This is a genomic window from Dietzia sp. SL131 (assembly GCF_026672565.1).
In the GTDB taxonomy this organism is placed as follows: Bacteria; Actinomycetota; Actinomycetes; order Mycobacteriales; family Mycobacteriaceae; genus Dietzia; species Dietzia kunjamensis.
In genome coordinates, this window is sequence record NZ_JAPPRI010000003.1 from 1 (window position 1) to 17708 (window position 17708).

General features: G+C 70.6%; 19 protein-coding genes and 1 pseudogene. 7 read left to right on the top strand and 13 right to left on the bottom strand.

Annotated features, from left to right (window positions below):
• Nucleotides 1-192, top strand: a 192-nt coding sequence (locus tag OVA21_RS00650) for a helix-turn-helix domain-containing protein (RefSeq protein WP_268091559.1), incomplete at its 5' end; no start/stop codon positions are given.
• A 48-nt stretch (nucleotides 193-240) separates the two neighbouring features.
• Here OVA21_RS00650 and OVA21_RS00655 read toward each other — a convergent pair.
• Genes OVA21_RS00655 through OVA21_RS00665 form a run of 3 tightly spaced genes read right to left on the bottom strand, consistent with a single transcriptional unit; the run spans nucleotide 241 to nucleotide 1852 of the window.
• Nucleotides 241-957 (bottom strand): transglutaminase-like domain-containing protein, encoded by a 717-nt coding sequence (locus OVA21_RS00655; protein ID WP_096906173.1) that lies wholly within the window; start codon nucleotides 955-957, stop codon nucleotides 241-243.
• The gene (locus tag OVA21_RS00660) at nucleotides 954-1163 is read right to left on the bottom strand and encodes a hypothetical protein (RefSeq protein WP_143337713.1); all 210 of its coding nucleotides are present in this window, start codon (nucleotides 1161-1163) and stop codon (nucleotides 954-956) included. The genes OVA21_RS00655 and OVA21_RS00660 overlap by 4 nt, the downstream gene beginning before the upstream one ends.
• 17 nt (nucleotides 1164-1180) lie before the next feature.
• Nucleotides 1181-1852 (bottom strand): TetR/AcrR family transcriptional regulator, encoded by a 672-nt coding sequence (locus tag OVA21_RS00665; RefSeq protein ID WP_216824127.1) that lies wholly within the window; start codon nucleotides 1850-1852, stop codon nucleotides 1181-1183.
• 96 nt (nucleotides 1853-1948) lie between these two features.
• Here OVA21_RS00665 and OVA21_RS00670 point away from each other — a divergent pair, with 96 nt between their 5' ends.
• A complete protein-coding gene (locus OVA21_RS00670; RefSeq protein ID WP_063972188.1) occupies nucleotides 1949-3115 on the top strand; it encodes an acyl-CoA dehydrogenase family protein in 1167 nt (388 codons plus the stop codon).
• Here the strand turns inward: OVA21_RS00670 and OVA21_RS00675 are convergent.
• The 6 genes and pseudogenes from OVA21_RS00675 to bioB all read right to left on the bottom strand — a co-directional run bounded on the left by OVA21_RS00675 (nucleotide 3102) and on the right by bioB (nucleotide 8110).
• Nucleotides 3102-3542 (bottom strand): hypothetical protein, encoded by a 441-nt coding sequence (locus OVA21_RS00675; protein ID WP_143337712.1) that lies wholly within the window; start codon nucleotides 3540-3542, stop codon nucleotides 3102-3104. The two genes, OVA21_RS00670 and OVA21_RS00675, sit on opposite strands and share 14 nt — an antisense overlap.
• A gap of 106 nt (nucleotides 3543-3648) precedes the next feature.
• Nucleotides 3649-4074 (bottom strand): ATP-dependent dethiobiotin synthetase BioD, encoded by a 426-nt coding sequence (gene bioD / locus OVA21_RS19290; RefSeq protein ID WP_442778912.1) that lies wholly within the window; start codon nucleotides 4072-4074, stop codon nucleotides 3649-3651.
• Nucleotides 4075-4184: 110 nt separating this feature from the next.
• Nucleotides 4185-4385, bottom strand: a pseudogene (bioD, locus tag OVA21_RS19295) (ATP-dependent dethiobiotin synthetase BioD); the annotation flags it as partial.
• Nucleotides 4382-5566, bottom strand: coding sequence for an 8-amino-7-oxononanoate synthase (locus OVA21_RS00685; protein ID WP_096906171.1), 1185 nt, complete (start codon nucleotides 5564-5566; stop codon nucleotides 4382-4384). The gene OVA21_RS00685 and the pseudogene bioD (OVA21_RS19295), both read right to left, overlap by 4 nt.
• Complete coding sequence (locus OVA21_RS00690) at nucleotides 5563-6957, bottom strand: adenosylmethionine--8-amino-7-oxononanoate transaminase (RefSeq protein ID WP_096906170.1); 1395 nt, start codon at nucleotides 6955-6957, stop codon at nucleotides 5563-5565. Before OVA21_RS00690 ends, OVA21_RS00685 begins: the two co-directional genes overlap by 4 nt.
• Nucleotide 6958: 1 nt before the next feature.
• The gene (gene bioB / locus OVA21_RS00695; RefSeq protein ID WP_096906169.1) at nucleotides 6959-8110 is read right to left on the bottom strand and encodes a biotin synthase BioB; all 1152 of its coding nucleotides are present in this window, start codon (nucleotides 8108-8110) and stop codon (nucleotides 6959-6961) included.
• A gap of 106 nt (nucleotides 8111-8216) precedes the next feature.
• Between bioB and OVA21_RS00700 the strand changes: the two genes are divergently transcribed.
• Nucleotides 8217-8753 carry a TetR family transcriptional regulator gene (locus OVA21_RS00700; RefSeq protein ID WP_063972193.1) on the top strand — a complete coding sequence of 179 codons (537 nt, stop codon included), beginning with the start codon at nucleotides 8217-8219 and terminating at the stop codon, nucleotides 8751-8753.
• A 43-nt stretch (nucleotides 8754-8796) separates the two neighbouring features.
• Here OVA21_RS00700 and OVA21_RS00705 read toward each other — a convergent pair whose 3' ends face one another.
• From OVA21_RS00705 to OVA21_RS00715, 3 genes are all read right to left on the bottom strand, one after another.
• On the bottom strand, nucleotides 8797-9366 hold the full coding sequence (locus tag OVA21_RS00705) for a CAP domain-containing protein (protein ID WP_007628333.1): 570 nt from the start codon (nucleotides 9364-9366) through the stop codon (nucleotides 8797-8799).
• 162 nt (nucleotides 9367-9528) lie between these two features.
• A complete protein-coding gene (locus tag OVA21_RS00710) occupies nucleotides 9529-10179 on the bottom strand; it encodes a CAP domain-containing protein (protein ID WP_007628335.1) in 651 nt (216 codons plus the stop codon).
• A 253-nt stretch (nucleotides 10180-10432) separates the two neighbouring features.
• Nucleotides 10433-10984, bottom strand: a complete 552-nt coding sequence (locus tag OVA21_RS00715) for a CAP domain-containing protein (protein ID WP_007628337.1) — start codon at nucleotides 10982-10984, stop codon at nucleotides 10433-10435.
• A 331-nt stretch (nucleotides 10985-11315) separates the two neighbouring features.
• Here OVA21_RS00715 and OVA21_RS00720 point away from each other — a divergent pair, with 331 nt between their 5' ends.
• Both OVA21_RS00720 and OVA21_RS00725 read left to right on the top strand, forming a co-directional pair.
• On the top strand, nucleotides 11316-13385 hold the full coding sequence (locus OVA21_RS00720) for an NADPH-dependent 2,4-dienoyl-CoA reductase (RefSeq protein WP_268091560.1): 2070 nt from the start codon (nucleotides 11316-11318) through the stop codon (nucleotides 13383-13385).
• A gap of 74 nt (nucleotides 13386-13459) precedes the next feature.
• Nucleotides 13460-13792, top strand: a complete 333-nt coding sequence (locus OVA21_RS00725) for a cupin domain-containing protein (protein ID WP_067716210.1) — start codon at nucleotides 13460-13462, stop codon at nucleotides 13790-13792.
• 50 nt (nucleotides 13793-13842) lie between these two features.
• Here the strand turns inward: OVA21_RS00725 and OVA21_RS00730 are convergent, their stop codons facing one another.
• Complete coding sequence (locus tag OVA21_RS00730) at nucleotides 13843-15492, bottom strand: MFS transporter (RefSeq protein ID WP_268091561.1); 1650 nt, start codon at nucleotides 15490-15492, stop codon at nucleotides 13843-13845.
• A 106-nt stretch (nucleotides 15493-15598) separates the two neighbouring features.
• On the opposite strand from OVA21_RS00730, the gene OVA21_RS00735 reads away from it, so the two are divergent.
• Nucleotides 15599-16738, top strand: coding sequence for a baeRF3 domain-containing protein (locus OVA21_RS00735; RefSeq protein WP_268091562.1), 1140 nt, complete (start codon nucleotides 15599-15601; stop codon nucleotides 16736-16738).
• Between the two features lie 149 nt (nucleotides 16739-16887).
• Nucleotides 16888-17679, top strand: coding sequence for a SurA N-terminal domain-containing protein (locus tag OVA21_RS00740; protein ID WP_254050525.1), 792 nt, complete (start codon nucleotides 16888-16890; stop codon nucleotides 17677-17679).
• The last annotated feature ends 29 nt before the right edge of the window (nucleotides 17680-17708 follow it).

Consider the following 17708-nt stretch of genomic DNA (forward strand, 5'->3'; position numbering starts at 1 on the left):
ACCAGCTTCCGCGAACTCCTCCAGGAGTCACTGCTCGACCGCGCCCGGATACGGCTGCTCGACCGCTCCACGTCTGTCAGTGAGGTCGCCGCCGAACTGGGCTACAGCGACCTCACGAACTTCTCGCACGCCTTCAAAGGGTGGACCGGCAGCTCACCGAGCCACTTCCGACGCGCCCACCAGCACCCTTGAGTACCACTTCCGCAGTTCCTTAGAAGGACCGCGCCCGGTGGGAGTGGCTCATCCGGTGCTCCCGGATGAGTCCACGGATCCTTCCGGAGTGGTCTTACCGGTGGTAGCTGGAGGAGTGAAGGCATGGTCAGGCCCCGCAGCGGCGGTGACCATAGGTCCGTAGGCCTGGTGGAGAGCGGACAGAATGCGGCCCAGGGGGAGGTCGTCGAAGTTGCCGTGGTCTCGTACGTACTCCATGTGCCGAGTCCCGTCGGAGGTGAAGGCGTGCATGAGCGCGTCGCTCTGTCCGTCGAAGTCGACCGGGGGCACGCCGAATCGTTCGCATAACTCGACGTTGAAGGCAGGTGTGGCCTTCAGCCATCGTCGGTCGATGTAGGCGCTGCAATAGCCGTGATAGACGAACAGGTCCGTTCCACCCATGACGGCTCGTAAGGTGTCGGTCTGCAGATGGTTCCGTACATCGGCGAAGCCGAGTCGGGTAGGGATGCCCGCGGCCCGCAGAACCGCGGCCAGTAGCACCGCCTTGGGCACGCAGTAGGCGCGGCCGGCCTGGAGGACGTGGCTCGCCCGGTAATGCTCAGGATCCTCGGAGACCGAGTAGGGGTCGTACCAGATTTGGTCACGCACTGCAGCAAAGAGTAGGGACGCTCTCTCTCGGGGGCTCGACGCGCCGGCGATCACGTGCTGGGTGAAGTCGCGTACCGAAGCGTGGTCGTGATCGAGGAAGAAGGTCGCCTCAAGGTGCGATCCCGGCGCCGGCGTCATCGCCGCACCGCGGTGTTGACCAGACCGTCAGTCTTGAGCGCTACGGCCGTGCGCAGCCAGCCGGCCGGCTGCTCGCCGGGCACTGCCGAGATGCAGACGTCGGGCATCCGCCGCACCAGGTCACCGACCTCTTCCAGCCACCGGTCGCACACGGGGCGTCGCCGTTCCAACGCGGGACCGCTTCGACGGGCTCGGGGTGCGCCCATTCCGGGCGAGAGGTCCCTCATCGCGCGCTCAACAGAAGGTCGTTGTCCACAGCAACCCCTACGCTCTGGGCGAGATCACGCATGATCAGCCAAACTTGATGGGCGATCCGGGTGGTCACCTCTTCCTTCGACTCATCGTGGTGGTCCAGCCACCAGATGATCCCCGCGTCGACCATGCCCATCAACCCCGCCATCACGCCGTCCGGGGGATCGACTTGTACCTCGGATGTGCGCATGTATGCCGAGGCTGCGGCCACCACCTCGCCGAGGAACCGTGTGCGCCCCAACCTGGCCCGGTGTGTTTCCTTGTTCTGCTGGCGCGCCGCCATGAAGCGATACAGGTTGGGATGACCGGCAGCCCATCCGATGGCAGCGCCTATCACGCCTTCGATGATGGCGGGAGCTGTACCGCTCACACGCAAGGCGGGACGAACGGTGTCGATGAGCTGATCAGCCGCGAATCGGAGCACTTCTCGTTCGAGGTCTTCCTTGCTGTCGAAGTGCCGGTAGACGTGAGGCCGCGCAACGCCTGCCCGTTCCGCGATCTGGGCAGTACCGACGCCGGGACCGTACTCCTCGATCGCACGAGCCGCAGCCACCACTATCTGCTCTCGTCGTGCCGACCGGTGCGATTCGTGCGCCGTCGATCGGCGCACCACGGCCGTGTCCACCCACCTCGCAAGATCCACGACCACATTCTAACCCGAAAGGGACTGGCGCGGTACAGGGTGTACCCGTAGCCTTCGGGCACACCCTGTACCCGGCGAATACTCCCTGGAGGACCCATGCCCAGCCGCCGTTCACCCTGGATGAACCAGGACCTCGACGACTTCCGTCAACTCGCCCGGACGTTCTGCGAGAGGGAGATCAAGCCCAACATCGAGCGGTTCATCGAACAGAAGCGCGTCGACCGCGAACTCTGGACCCGCGCCGGCGAGCTCGGCCTGTTGTGCGCCTCCATTCCCGAGGAGTACGGCGGGGGCGGCGGCAACTTCTTCCACGAGGCAATCCTTATCGAGGAGCAGGCCCGCATCGGTGACAGCAGCTGGGGGGCCGCACTCCACAGCGGCATCGTGGCGCACTACCTGCTGCACTACGGCACCGAGGAGCAGAAGCGCGAGTGGCTGCCCAAAATGGCCTCCGGCGAGGTCGTGACCGCCATTGCGATGACCGAGCCGGGGACCGGTTCCGACCTCCAGGGAATCAAGACGAAGGCAGTCAGAGAAGGCGACGACTACGTCATCAACGGAGCCAAGACCTTCATCACCAACGGCTACCACGCAGACATGGTGCTCGTCGCCTGCAAGACCAGCCCCGATCAGGCTGCTGCAGGCGTCTCACTGGTCATCGTGCCGACCAGCTCCGAAGGATTTCGACGCGGCCGTCTCCTCGGCAAGATCGGCCTCAAGGGGCAAGACACCTGCGAGCTCTTCTTCGATGACGTACGTGTGCCTTCCAGCAATCTGCTCGGCACCGAGGAGGGGCAGGGCTTCGTCCAGCTCATGATGCAGCTCCCGCAGGAGCGGCTCATCGTCGCCGTCAGTTGCGCCGCGTCGATGGACTTGATGCTGGACCTGACACACGAGTACACACTCACGCGCGAGGCGTTCGGCAAACCGATCTTCGGATTCCAGAACACCAAGTTCAAGCTCGCCGAGGTCGCCACCGAAGCCCGCGTCACCCGCGCCTTCATCGACGAGTGTCTCGACCTGCATGTCAAGAGCGAACTGGACATCCCCACCGCCGCGATGGCGAAGTACTGGAGCTCCGAACGCGCTCAGCAAGTCGCCGACACCTGCCTGCAACTCCACGGCGGCTACGGCTACATGGAGGAGTATCCGATCGCGCGCGCATGGACCGACCTGCGGATCAGTCAGATCTACGCCGGCACCACCGAGATCATGAAGGAGATCATCGCCCGGTCACTCCCGGCACCTGTCATGGGACAGTAGCGACGGCCCGCTGGCCACATTGACCTCGCCAAATTCCGTGGTGGTGACGGGCGCCGGGGCGTGTGTCGCGTGCCGGGGAACGGCTTGGACCGTCCATCAGAGGCGTGCCTGGGCTCAGACGCAATCCCTGGCCCCGGTTCATTCCCGGCACCCTGGCGTCGGTGGCGGCGAAGAAGTGCCGCAGCCGGGCCGTCGGCGTCTGTCCGCGGGCCGCTGTCGCCGGGGTCGGGCGCGAAAGCCAGTGGTAGAACCCAGAGGTCGACACGGTCAGCCGAGCGCTCATCGTGTCCACCGGGTTGGTCTCGGCGGCGTCGATTCTGCAGGTGTCGAGGTACTCGTACTCCAGCTCCTTGAGCCGTGCCCGCTCATCGAGCGTCACCTCGGTCTCGGTGCCACCGCCACCGTGGGTCTCGCGGTACTTGTTCAACCCACAGCTCGTCGTGGAATTCCTGGCTGAACGGTCTGCGAGATGCACTCACTGCTGGGTGTCATCTCGGTGGGCCCCTCACTCTGGAAGGGCCCCCTGTCCGAGCTCACCGCAGCAGGCCACACCTTTGAAGAAGTCTTGACGCTTGAAACCACCCCGGCGCGCGACTGGTGAACTCGACCGGGGCGAGCTGACCGGCACCCGCGGGGACCCGACCGAGCACCGGGACTCCGGTCAGGCGGGGCAGATCCTCGAGGTTGCAGCGCTCGGCGAGACTCGGGACGGACGGCCAGGAGCCGATGACGATCCCCGCGCAGCGTAGACCCGCGGCCCCGATGGCGCGGATGGTGAGCTCGGTGTCCGACAGCGTGCCCAGTCCCGCGCGGGCGACCACGACCACCGGGGCGTCGAGCGACCGGGCGAGGTCGAGGACGGTGAGGTCCGGGCCGAGTCGCACGAGCACACCGCCGGCGCCCTCGACGAGGTCGAGTCGCGACCCGGCGGACGCCACACCGGGGGCTCGCCGAGCCACTCGCGGATCGGGTCGAGCAATCCGGGCAGCGTGGACTGCGGCAGGCCGGCGACGCGGGCGGCGGTCTCGGGTGCCAGCGGATCGGGCAGCCGACGGACCTCCAGCACCCGCCGCACCCCGGACAGGCGCGCGGCCTCGTGGGCGTCGCCCGGCTCGCCCGGGCCCAGTCCCGTCTGGATCGGCTTGCAGATCCCCACGTCCAGGCCCAGCGACAGGCCGTGGGCGGCCAGCGCCGCGGTGGCGACGGTCTTGCCCACGTCCGTGCCGGTGCCGGTGATGACGATCGGCGCCGGGCCGGGCGAGGTGGTCATGCGCGGGCCCCCTCGAGCCGCGCGGCCGCGCCAACTGGGTGACCGTGCTCGCCCAACACCTGCGCCAGCACGTCGCTCGCCCGCGCGAGATCGGCGCCGGAGAGGTCCGCCCGGGCGGTGAGGCGCAGCCGTGCGGTGCCCTCGGGAACCGACGGCGGGCGGAAGCACCCCACCCGGACGCCCAGCTCGAGGCACCTGCCGGCGGCGGAGACCGCGCGGGCGGGGTCGCCGAGGATCACCGACACCACCGCTGACCGCGGCTGCTCGGCGCCGGTGACCGCGGCCAGGTGCTCGGCCACCTCCACCACGCGCGAGGCGAGCGCGGGGTCGCGGCACAGGACGCCGAGGGCTGCGCGGGCCGCGCCCACCGCGGCGGGGGCGAGGCCGGTGTCGAAGATGAAGGTGCGCGCGCTGCTGATGAGGTGCTCGCGCACCCGCTCGGACGCCAGGACCACCCCGCCCTGCGACCCGAGGGCCTTGGACAGCGTCGCCGTGACCACCACGTCCTCGTGCCTGCTCAAGCCGTGTTCGTCCACGAGCCCCCGCCCGCCGCTGCCGCGCACGCCGAGGCCGTGGGCCTCGTCGACCAGCAGGACCGCGCCGTGCGCGCGGCTCGCCCCGTGCAGCGCGAGCAGGGGGGCCAGCTCACCGTCCGCGCTGTACACCGAGTCGGTGACGACCAGCGTGCGCTTCTCGGTGCGCTCGGCCAGGGCCCGGGCCACCGCGCCGACGTCACCCCGGTCGACGACGACGACGCGGGCCCTCGCGAGCCGGCACGCGTCCACGAGCGAGGCGTGCGAGCCGCCATCGGAGACGATGAGCGATCCCCGCCCGGACAGCGCCACCACGGCTCCGAGGTTGGCGGTGTACCCGGAGGAGAAGACCAGCGCCGCGGGCTTGCCGCAGAACTCGGCGAGCTCGTCCTCGAGCGCCAGATGCTCCTGCGTCGTTCCGGTGACCAGGCGTGATCCCGTCGCCCCCGCACCCCAGCGGCGCGTCGCTGCCACGGCGGCGTCCACGACCTCGGGGTGCCGACCCAGTCCGAGGTAGTCGTTGGAGGCGAGGTCGATCACGCCGTCCTCGGCCGCGCGTGGGGACAGCACCCGCCGCACATGCCGGGAGGCCCGGTCGGCGGCGGCGTCGTCGAGCCAGTCCAGGGCTGGGGATGTCTGCATGGTCATCGGCCCGCCCCTGGCGCTGCAGCCCCTGCAACCGCCGCCGCACAGATCCGGTCGATCTCCTCGTCTGTAGAGGTGTACGGCGGCATCGTGTAGATGAGATCCCGGAAGGGGCGTAGCCACACGCCGTGCGAGGTGATCGCTGTTGTCGTCGTCGTCATCTCCACCGGCTCGGCCAGCTGGATCACGCCGATCGCCCCGAGCACCCGCACGTCGACCACACCGGGCACGTCGAGCGCGGGCGCCAGCCCGTGGCGCAGGCGCGCCTCGATGCGCGGCACATCGCGCCGCCACCCGCCGCCGGCCACCAGATCCAGCGACGCGCACGCCACCGCGCACGCCAGCGGATTGCCCATGAACGTCGGCCCGTGCGCCAGGCCCCCCGCCTCGCCGGCGCTGATGACATCGGCCACCCGGTCGGTGGTGAGCGTCGCGGCGAGGGTGAGGTACCCGCCGGTCAGGGCCTTGCCCACGCACATCACGTCCGGTGCGACGCCCGCGTGGTCGGCAGCCCACAGCTCGCCGGTGCGGCCGAAGCCGGTGGCGATCTCGTCGAAGATGAGCAGCGTGCCCGTCTCGTCGGCCAACCGGCGCAGGTCACGCAGGTACCCGGGGTGGTGGAAGCGCATCCCGCCCGCGCCCTGGACCACCGGCTCGACGATGATCCCCGCCAGTTCGTCGGCGCTCCCACGGATCACCCGCTCGAGCTCGGCGACGTAGTCAGCGCAGTAGTCGGCGGGCGGGGCGGACGCGAAGACCTGCTCGGCCACCACCCCGCGCCACATCGAGTGCATGCCGCCGTCGGGGTCGCACACACTCATCGGGGAGAGGGTGTCGCCGTGGTACCCGCCGCGCCACGTCGCCAGCCGGGTGCGTTCGGGGCGGCCGAGCGAGCGCTGGTACTGGATCGCCATTTTCGCGGCCACCTCTACGGATACAGAGCCCGAATCCGCGAGGAACACCTTGTTCAGCTCGCCCGGCGCCATGCGGGCGAGTCGGGTCGCCAGTTCGACGGCCGGTGCGTGCGTGAGCCCGCCGAACATCACGTGGCTCATCGTGTCGACCTGCCGGTGCGCGGCCGCGTCGAGGTGCTGGTGCCGGTAGCCGTGGATGGCCGCCCACCACGAGCTCATGCCGTCGATGAGCTCGCGCCCGTCCGCCAGCCGTAGCCGGACCCCCGAGGCGGAGACGACCGGCAGCGGCGGCGTGCTCGCCGGGAACCCACCGTAGGGGTGCCAGACGTGCTCGGCGTCGGCGGCGAGCAGCGCGGTGGTGGCGGCCTGTTCGGCGTCGGTGGCCAGCATCGCCGCGGCGTCGTCCGGGGTGGAGGGGGAGGAGGGAGTGTCGACGACGACGAGGTCCCGGGCACCGGGAGAGTGGACCGAGGCGGACATGTCAGGCGTTCGCGGGCTCGCTGGTGCCGGCCCCGCGGGTGCGGATGGCCACCTTCTGGTCCCGCCCGGTGGCGACGGCGGGCGTGGCCGGCCCGGCGGCATTCGCGGGCGCGTCCGCGGTGGCGGCCTCCACCGTCCCGTCCCCGGTGTCCCCGGCCGGGTGGTCCATCTGGAGGACCTCGAGGCCGGCGTCGGCGATCATCTGCAGGTCCTCGCCGCCGGGCTGGCCCTCGCTGGTGAGGTAGTCGCCCAGGAACAGGGAGTTGGCGACGTAGAGGCCCATGCCCTGGAGGTAGCCGAGGTGGCGTTCGCGGCCGGCGGCCATCCGGATCTCGGTGTCGGGGGCGACGAAGCGGACCATCGCGAGGATGCGCAGGCAGTCGCGCGGGTTGAGGGTGTCCACGCCCTCGAGCGGGGTGCCGTCGAAGGGCAGCAGGAAGTTGACCGGGATCGAGTCGACGTCCTTGGCGCGCAGGTCGAAGGCGAGCTCGACGAGCTGGTCGTGCGTCTCACCCATGCCCGCGATGAAGCCCGAGCACGCCGAGAGTCCGGCTCCGTGGGCCTGGGCGACCGTGTGCTCCCGGTCGGCGTAGGTGTGGGTGGTGCAGATGTCCTCGTAATGGCTCTCGGCCGTGTTGAGGTTGTGGTTGTAGGCGTCGGCGCCGCTGGAGCACAGCTTCTCCGCCTGGCCATCCTTCAGTGCACCCAGGCAGGCGCACACCTCGACGCCCGGGGTGTCGGACTTGATGGCCTCGATGATGTCGGAGACCTTGCCGACCTCGCGATTGCTGGGGCCGGTGCCGCTGGCGACCAGGCACACTCGGGAGGCGCCGGCCGCGATGCCCGCCTTGGCCGCGGTGACGGCCTCCTCGGTGTTGAGCCAGGTGTAGCGCAGGATGCCGGCGGTGGAGTTGAGCCGCTGCGAGCAGTAGAAGCAGTCCTCCGGGCACAGGCCGCTCTTGAGGTTGACCAGGTAGTTGACCTTGACCTTGTTGCCGAAGTGCTGGAACCGCAGCCGGGACGCGGCCGCGACCACCTCCATGAGCTCGGAGTCCGGGGACCGGAGCACGGCGAGGGCGTCCGCCGCGGTGACGACTCCGCCGTCGAGTACGTGATCCGCGAGCTCGTGCCAGCGGGGGGTCGTGATGGCCATTGTTCCTCCTGAACGCCGTTCATTGAACGCCGTTCAAGCTAGCGCACGGTCGTCGACTTGTACAGCGTTCAGGAGAGGGTTGTGGCGGCCGGTAGGATCGGCGCCCGTGGCCCTGACAAAGACGGCGGTCGTCGACACCGCCCTGGAACTGCTCCGCGAGTCGGGGCTACCCGGCATGTCGATGCGCACGTTGGCGACCCGGCTGGGGGTCCAACCGAGCGCGCTGTACTGGCACGTTCCGTCCAAGCAGGCGCTGCTCACGGTCGTCGCGGAGCGCATCCTGGCGACGATGGGTCCCGTCGGGGAGGGGAACTCGGCCGCCGACGAACTACGGGCGGTGGGGCAGGCGCTGCGCGCGGCCGTCACGGGCGTTCCGGACGGCGCCGAGGTCGTGGCGCTGGGTCTGGCGGCGGGTGCGGTGAATCCGGTCGCCGAGGTGGTCGAGGCGGCGTGCTCCCGCCACGGACTCGAGGGCCGCGCGCCGGGGTTGACCACGGCCCTGACGGGCTACGTGGTGGGCCTGAGCCTGGAGGAGCAGACCCACCACAACCTCACGGTCGCCGACCCCGCGACGCCGACGGTCGAGTTCGATCCGCGCTTCCGGGAGGGTCTCGACGCGATGCTCGCGGGTGTCCAGGCCTGACGACTCCCATCGAGAAGAGCGTCCGGGGCGGGGGGTGGGCGCTTCAGTAGCGGGCGAAGACCTGGGTGGCGTAGAGCTTGCCGTCCGCGGCCACCGCGGCGCCGACGCCCATCGAGGTGTGGCCCGGGTTGAGCAGGTTCACGCGGTGGCCGGGGGAGGCCATCCACTGGTCCACCAGCTGCTGCGGGGTGGCGTGCGCGTAGTTCTGCAGCACGTTCTCGCCGTAGTGGCCCCACCCGGCGGGGATCTGCGCGCCCACATCCGGGTTGTGGAACATGCGGTTCTGCGCGGCCTGCGTGCCGCTCCAGTTGGTGGCCACCGCGGTGAGGCCGCCGTTGACGGCGAGAGGGGCGAGGCCGTGTGCGGTGCGGGCGGCGTTGGTGGCGCCCTCGAGCTGGGCCCGGTACTCGGCGGAGGCGGGGTCGATCGTCGGCGCGGTGCCGGCGGGGGCGGGGTTGGCGAAACCGATCGTCAGGCCCGGGAGGTGGATCTGGGGCAGCTGGATCTGCGGCGCCTGGGCCGAGGCCTGCGGGGCCGCGTTCAGGGCGAGGGTGGCGGAAGCCGCGGCGGCCAGGATCAGGCCACGACGCAGGTGCTGGAGGGCTCGGGTCACGAGTGTCGGTACCTTTCGGGTGCTGGGGGCCCGACTGTCGGGTCGCCGAGCGCAACGGTAGGAACCGGCTCCAGCCCTAAGCCAGCCGTCATCACCCCGTAACCACCGTGAGCAGGGGAGGGGCGTTATCCACCCCACCCCCGCTGGACGATCGTCCGGCAGTCAGTCGCGGGCGAAGTCCTGCACCACGTGCACGGTGCCGTCCTCGGCGGTGGCCACGCCCACGCCCACCCGGACGAACCGGCCGTCGAGCATCCGATCGCGCATGCCGGTGTCGGAGAGCAGGGCCGAGAGCGCCTTCTGCGGGGTCGCGCCGGCGGGCAGCGCGAGAACGGTGCGGTCGCCGGCCGGGTCCACGTCCGAGTCCGCGCCGGGGGCAGCGGCGTCAGGGGTGTCGGTGTCAGCGTCGACCCGTGCATCGGCGGGGACGGTCACCTCGCCGGTCGTGGGGTCGCCCGCGGCGAGCTGGGCGGCCCGCTCGCGGGCTGACGCTTCGAGTCGGGGGTCGGTGATGAGCCGGTCGGCGCCCACCACGAGGCGGGCCTCGTTGACGGCGGCCACCACGCTGCCCTCGAACGCCATCAGCCTGATCTCCTCGGGCAGCAGATCGTCCGCGGCCGCGGCGGCCGGGTCGGCCACCGGGGCGGAGGGTGCCCCGGGAGCGTCCGGGGCGAGGGAGGCCAAGCCGGGGATGGTGGCGAAGAACGGCAACGCGAGCTCCAGTGAGCCCTGCGCGGCGGCCGTGCCCGTGCCGGAGGCGAGCAGGAGGGCGGCCGCGCCGGTGGCGACGGCGGAACGAAGGGGATGACGCACGCGATGGTCCTTTCCTCGGGCTGCGGCTCGCGCCGCGGCCTGCGTGTGGAGCGTGTGCCGGATCGGACGGTGTCGCCCGAGCCAGTTCACTCCTGCCTCTGTCGTCACTCTAGTCACATGCGTTACACCGACGCGATTCCCATTCGTATGCCCGCGCGCGAGTGGGCGCCGAGACGACGGCGCCCCCGCCGCCGGTGTGGACCGGGGGTGGGGGCGCCGTAGGAGGGGGCGACGACCGAGGGGGCCGCGGGGGTCAGGTCAGTCGGGCGAAGTTCTGGGTGGAGTACAGCTTCCGGCTGTCGGCGACCTCCACGCCCACACCGAGGTGGGTGTGCACCGGGTTGAGTAGGTTGAGGCGGTGCGGAAGCGAGTTCATCCACTGCTGGACGAGCGCCTCGCCCGAGGCGCCGCACCAGTTCTGCAGCACGTTCTCGCCGTAACTGGTCCACTTGCCGTCGCTGAGCGGCGTTCCGTCGTAGGTTGCCGCCATCAGGGCCTTGATCTGCGGATTGTGCGTCATGGCGTCCACGCTGGCCATCTGTTCGCTCCAGTCCTGGGCGATCCGGTCCAGGCTGGCGAGGCGCGTGACGGGGTTGAGGCCGCGGGAGACGCGCTCGCGGTTGGTGTACTCGTGGATGTCCGCGATCACCTGCTCGGTCTCCGCCGGGGTCGCCTGCTCACAGGGGGCGGGCGCGCCCACGGTGAACTGGAGCGACTGGGCGGCGGTGACGGGGGCGGCCAGGGCGAGGAAGGTGGCGGCAGCGGCGGCGACGGCGCCGATGCGCCGCCTGACGATGGTTCGCATTGAGGGGATTCCTGAGGGGTTGGGGGAACGTCGGGGGAGGACATGTGACCGAGGGAAGCCACGAATCTGAGGATAAGGTCAGTTCTTCGAGATCGCCGCATTATCGACCCCCGCGACACAATTTTGTGCACCCTCAAAACTGCAGGTCAGGCGCCCAGGTTGCTGACTCGTCACACAGACATTCGTCCAGTAAGGCGTGCGACGCCTCCGGATCGATGTTCGGGCGTGCCCCTGATCGGCCCGCATCGCCACGCCGGTCCGGACGCCCCGGTGAGCGAAAATTCCTCTACCGCGGGGTCGGGCGACCGGATACCGGGCAGAATCAGCCCCCATGGGCCACAGTCACTCTCACCTCCTCAGTCCCCTCGCCGTCGGGCATCTCACCCTGCGCAACCGCGTGGTCATGGGGTCCATGCACACCGGGTTGGAGGACCGCTCGAAGCACCTGCCCGAGCTCACCGCCTACTTCGCCGAGAGGGCGCGCGGCGGGGCCGCCCTCATGGTCACCGGCGGGTACTCGCCCAACGTGGAGGGGTGGCTGCTGCCGGCCGGGTCGATGATGGCCTCGCGCCGGATGGCCGACAAGCACCGCGGCCTCACTGACGCCGTCCATGCCGAGGGCGCCCACATCCTCCTGCAGGTCCTCCACGCCGGCCGCTACGGATACCAGCCGTTCGTCCGCTCGGCCGCGTCGACCAAGTCGCCGATCAGCATGTTCAGAGCGCGCGCCCTGGGCGCCCGGGGTGTCGAGCGGACGATCGACGACTGGGTCCGGGCCGCCCGCCTGGCCCGGCGCGCGGGGTATGACGGCATCGAGATCATGGGCTCGGAGGGCTACCTCATCAACCAGTTCCTCGCCGCCCGGACCAACGACCGCACCGACTCGTGGGGCGGCACCGCGAGCAGGCGGATGCGGCTGCCAGAGGAGATCGTGCGCCGCATCCGCGCCGAGGTGGGCCGCGACTTCCTGCTGCAGTACCGGATCAGCCTGCTCGACCTGGTCGACGGCGGCCAGTCGTGGGAGGAGACCGCCGAACTCGCGCAGCGCCTCGAGGCCGTTGGTGTCGACGTGTTCAACACCGGCATCGGCTGGCACGAGTCCCGCATCCCCACCATCGTCACCTCCGTGCCGCGGGCCGCGTTCGTCGACCTCACGGCCCGGCTCAAGCAGACCGTCGGTGTCCCGGTGATCGCGTCCAACCGCATCAACACCCCGGACATCGCGGAGCAGATCATCGCCCGCGGTCAGGCGGACCTGGTGTCCATGGCGCGGCCGCTGCTGGCGGACCCGGCGTTCGCCGCCAAGGTCGCCGAGGGGCGGGCCGACGAGATCAACATCTGCATCGCCTGCAACCAGGCCTGCCTCGACCACACCTTCGCCAACAAACGTGCCTCCTGCCTGGTCAATCCGCGCGCCGGCCGCGAAACCGAGCTCCTGCTCACCGTGGCCCCCACCCGGCGTCGGGTGGCGGTGGTCGGCGCGGGACCCGCGGGGCTGGCGTGCGCCGAGGCCGCCGCGTCCCGCGGGCTCGCGGTGGAGGTCTTCGAGGCGGAGGACGAGCTCGGCGGGCAGTTCCGCTACGCGATGCGCGTGCCGGGCAAGGAGGAGTTCGCGGCGTCGATCGCCTACTTCAGCCGGCGCCTGGACGTCCTCGGCGTGCCGGTGCACCTCGGCCGCCGCGCCCACCCGGACGATCTCGCGGGCTTCGACCACGTGGTGATCGCCACCGGGGTGCGGCCGCGCGAGATCACGATCCCCGGCGCCGATCACCCCATGGTCATGACCTATCCCGAGCTGCTCACCGGCGCGCGTACCCCCGGCCGCCGGGTCGCGGTGATCGGCGCCGGCGGCATCGGCGTGGACGTCTCGCAGTTCCTGCTGGCGGGCGGGCCCGGGATCGCCGTCGACGGCCGCGAACCGAGCGGCCACTCCACGGATGTGGAGGCGTGGCGGCGCCACTGGGGCGTGACCGATCCGGCGCTCGAGCGCGCGGGACTGGGCACTGCCGTGCACGCCGAGCCGGCCCACGAGGTGCACCTGCTCCAGCGCAAGACCTCCCGCATCGGCCGGGGCCTGGGCAAGACCACCGGCTGGGTGCACCGCGCCGAGCTCGAGGCCGGCGGCGTGCGGAAGCACACAGGGGTGACCTACGTGAAGGTCGACGACGACGGGCTGCACATCCGCGATGCGCAGGGACTCTCGAGGGTCGTGCAGGTCGACTCGGTCGTCGTGTGTGCAGGGCAGGAGTCGGTCCGCGATCTCGTCGCCGGGCTGGAGGCGCAGCGTGGCCCGCACGGGCGGAGCTCGCGTGTCCACGTGATCGGTGGGGCGGACGTGGCCGCCGAACTCGACGCGAAGCGCGCCATCAAGCAGGGCGTGGAGCTGGCAGCAACCTTGTGATCCGAGTGGGCCATTCCGTCAACGGACCCTGCGCCCTCTTGGCACAGTGGGTCGTAGGAGACAGGAGAACCCACATGAAGAAGAACTCCCTGACCGCGCTCGGGCGGAATCTGTTGGCAACCGCGCAACAGTCGACGAGTGGCCGCAGTGCGGACACGGTGTTCGGCGGCCATGAGCACGTCATGCGCCAGACGCTCATCGCGCTGACCGCCGGAACGGCCCTGACCGAGCACAACAACCCCGGGGAGGCCACCGTCTACGTCCTCCAGGGCAGGGTGTCGCTCACTGTCGAGAATGACGCGTGGAACGGCTCACCGGGGGACCTGCTCCGGATCCCCGACAGTCGGCACGGACTCGAGGCTGAAGAGGACTCGGTCGTCCTCCTGACAGTGGCAAAAATCGGGTAGCACCCATACCGGCCGGGCACACGGCGGTCAGCGGTGAGGGCCGAGGCCGGTCAGCCGCAGCGCACTTCGCGGCGGCGGTCGACGATGCTGAACGCCAACGCGCCCGCGGCCAACACCGCGATCACGCCGAGCGCCACCCGGAACGCGAGCAGCCAGTCGTCCCGTTCTTCGACGATCCAGAACAGCACGCCCGGCACCATCGCCGTGCCCACCGCGGTACCCATGCGCTGGCCCAGCGAGATGATGCTGCCGGCGACCCCACCGTATTCGGGATCCACCGCGCGCAGGGTGAGCGTCTGGTTGGGGGAGATGGTCATGCCCTGCGCGGTGCCCATCATCGCGGCGGGAACCATGAAAATCAGATAGCTCACCGCCCCGGAGTCCACCACGCCCGCGAGCAGGATGAACGTGAGCAGGGCGGTGATCGTCAGGCAGAAGCCGCCGATGACCATCCGCCGCCCGAGCTGGAGCACGAACCGCCCCGCCACCTGTGCCGAGATGGCCGCGAGCACAGAAGCGGGCAGGCTGACGAACGCGGAATCGATGGGCGCGTAACCCAGGTGGAACTGCAGGTACATCGGCATGACGATCCACAGGCTCGTGCCGCCCACGAAGTAGATCGACACGATGACCATGCCGTTGCGGAACGCGGGATCCCGGAAGATGTCCGGGTTGACCAGCGGAGGCCGCCCGATCCGCTCGTACCGCCGCTCCCACCAGACGAACGCGGCCATGAGGCCCAGCCCCACCGGCACCAGGGCCCAGTAGGCGAGGTTCCCGCCACGGGTCAGGAACGGCAGCATCAGCGACAGCACGGCCACGCCGAGCAGAACGATGCCGACCGGGTCGAGGTCCAGGCGATCCCGCCGGCCCCGGTGCCGAGGCCTCGGCAGGCCTGCGTTCACGGCGGCCGCGATCCTGGATGCGCGGCTGGCCTCGTCGTCGTATCCACTCTCACCCCCACGTGCCGCTTCACCCCTACGTGCGGCCTCATCACCCCGCGCTCCACCGTCACCCTGCGCGGCGAGCCGCGCCATGTCGCCGGCACGCGCGGCGGACCCACCCACGTCGGGCCCCGCCTCGCCCGGCGGGAGGCGGCGGTCGTCGGGCAACCAGCGCCAGCCCAGCACCAGCGCCAACGCGCCGAGCGGCACGTTGACCAGGAACATCGCGCGCCACCCGAGGTCATCGCCGAGGACCTCGATGAGCAACCCGCCGACCAGCGGCCCCGACGCGGTGGCGATGGAGACCGTCGTGGCCAGTGTGGCGAACGCGCGCGCCCGCGCCCCACCCCGGAAGTACTTCTGGATGAGGCCGAACGTCTGCGGGTTGAGCATCCCCGACCCCACGCCCTGGATGAGGCGCGCCAGGTTGAGCATCTCGATCGACTGGGCGAACCCGGCGACCACCGCACCGCCCACGAACACCGCCACGCCCGCCAGGAACAGGCGCTTGCGTCCGGTGGCGTCGCCCAGCCGCCCCGACGGCACGAGCAGCAGCCCGAACGCCAGCGCGTACCCGGACACCACCCACTGCAGTCCCCGCGAGTCCGAGTCCAGGGCGGTGCCGATCACCGGCAGCGCCACGTTGATCACCGACAGCGCGAGCAGCGCCATGAACATGGGGACCATCAGGGTGGTGAGGACCCGGGCGGTGCTGACCGGCCGGGTCGTCGCGGGGGTCACGGGCGCATCGGTCACTTCCGCGATGGTATCCACGGCGGACGCCCCGGGCCCGAAGGTCACGGGCGAGCAACAACCCTGTCACGACCTACCCGTGCGCCGCTGCGGTCAGTAGCGTCGGGTCATGGCTGATGTCACCCGCACCGCAGAAGTCGATCCGATCCCCTTGACCGACCTCGCCGAGCTGGGCACCGCCAGCGGCCGGGCCGTGTCGATCTTCCTGCCCACGGCCCGGGCCGGGGCAGAGGTCCGCGAGAACCCCATCCGCGCCAAGTCGCTCATCAAGGACGCCGAGACCCAACTCAAGGCGCACGGCGTGGCCCAGGAGGAGTCCGACGAGATCCTCGGCCCGCTGGTCGCCCTGTTGGAGGACGACGCGTACTGGCAGCGCCTGTCCGACGGTCTCGCGCTGTTCGCGTCGAAGGGGTTCTGGCGCGCGTACCGCCTGTCCACGGACGTCGCCGAGGCGGTCCACGTGAGCGACCGGTTCGCCGTCCGGCCGATCGTGCCGGCCGCGGTCGGTGACGGCGAGTTCCTGGTCCTCGCCGGCAGTCAGAACAAGGTCCGCCTGCTCGAGGGCACCGCCTCGACTATCCGCGAGCTCGACCTGGGCTCGATCCCGTCCTCGATCGACGACATGGCCGGCGATATCCAGCCGCCCTCGCACCAGCAGCAGCGGTTCAGCGGGGCCGCCGGCGCCGGCCCCGGGGCGAACAGGGCCGGCGGGGGGATGGTGCACAGTCACGGCACGGGCGCCGAGGTCGGGGACGTGCAGCGGGAGAAGTTCCTGCGGCAGATCGCGAAGGGACTGCAGGAGGCGCTGCGCCCCAACGATCGGCGGCCCGTCGTCCTGGCGGCGGTGACCGAGCATCTCCCGCAGTTCCGCGGGTACCTGAACTACGAACACCTGGTGGACGAGGTGGCCGCCGGCAACCCGGACGCCCTGTCGCCCGCCGAATTGCACGAGCGCGCGTGGGCGGTGGTCCGGCCGGCGATGCAACGGCAGTCCGACGCGGTCGCGGAACGCTTCGGTGACGCGATCGGCGCCGGTCGCGCACTGGCAGGCGGCGGGTCGGACATCCTGCACGCCGCCCGCGAGGGACGCGTCGAGACGCTGCTGCTCACCCGTCGTCGCTGCACCGCCGAGCACGGCCCCGACGATCTGGACACCGCGGTCGGTCAGGTCCTGGCCACGTCCGGATCGGTGGTCGTGGTGGACTCCCTGCCGAAGGACGTGGCGGAGGGCGCGATCCTCCGATTCTGACCCCCGACGCCGGCCCCCGACGCCGACGTGGGTGCGGGCGGCGCGTGACGGCGCGCTGCCCGCACCCGCTGGCGTCTCGTGCACAGCTCCCGCTCAACTCGGATGTGTAGCGTCGCGGCTTCACGCACACGTCAACGTCAGGAGATCGAGTGCGCACACGAACGTGGAGGTCGGCGGTCGCCGCCGCAGGACTCGTACTGGTGGTCGCGGGGTGCGGCGCCGGGGGCGACGACGACGAGGGCGGCGCCGCCCAGACGCAGGCAGCAGCCGAGCAGTCCGAACAGGCAGCTGAGCCCGGGCAGGAGGGCGAGCAGTCCGCGGACGGGCCCGACACCTCCGACATCCCCGACCCGGTGGCCGAGGTGAACGGCACCGAGATCTCACGCGACGAGTTCCTGTCGGTGTTCGAGAACCAGTACCAGCAGATGAGCATGCAGGCCCAGATGTCCGGCCAGCCCGTCGACGAGGCCCAGCTCAAGGAGCTGACCACCGACGGGTTGATCGGCACCGAACTGCTCACGCAGGAGGCCGGCACTCGGGGGATCGAGGTTTCCGATGAGGAGATCCAGGCCGAGTTGGCCGTGTTCGCCGAGCGCAACCAGGTCAGCACCGACGAGTTCGTCGAGGCGATGGGCGGGCAGGGCCTGGACCGCGCGGCCGTGCTGGACCAGATCGACAAGCAGTTGCGCGTCCAGAAGCTGATCACCGACGAGTACGGGGAGTTCGAGGTGACCGAGGCCGAGGTGCAGGCCGCCTACGAGCAGGTCGCGCAGCAGCAGGCGATGTCCGGCGGCGGTGAGGCCGGCGGTGGCGGGCTGCCGCCGCTGGAGCAGGTCCGCGGTCAGGTCGAGGAGCAGGTGCGGGCCGAGCAGGAGGCCGGCGCGATGGAGGAGCTGTCGCAGAAGCTCCGCGCGGATGCGGACGTGACCGTCCACATCTAGGGGGCCCGCCGCGGTGACGTCGCCGCCAC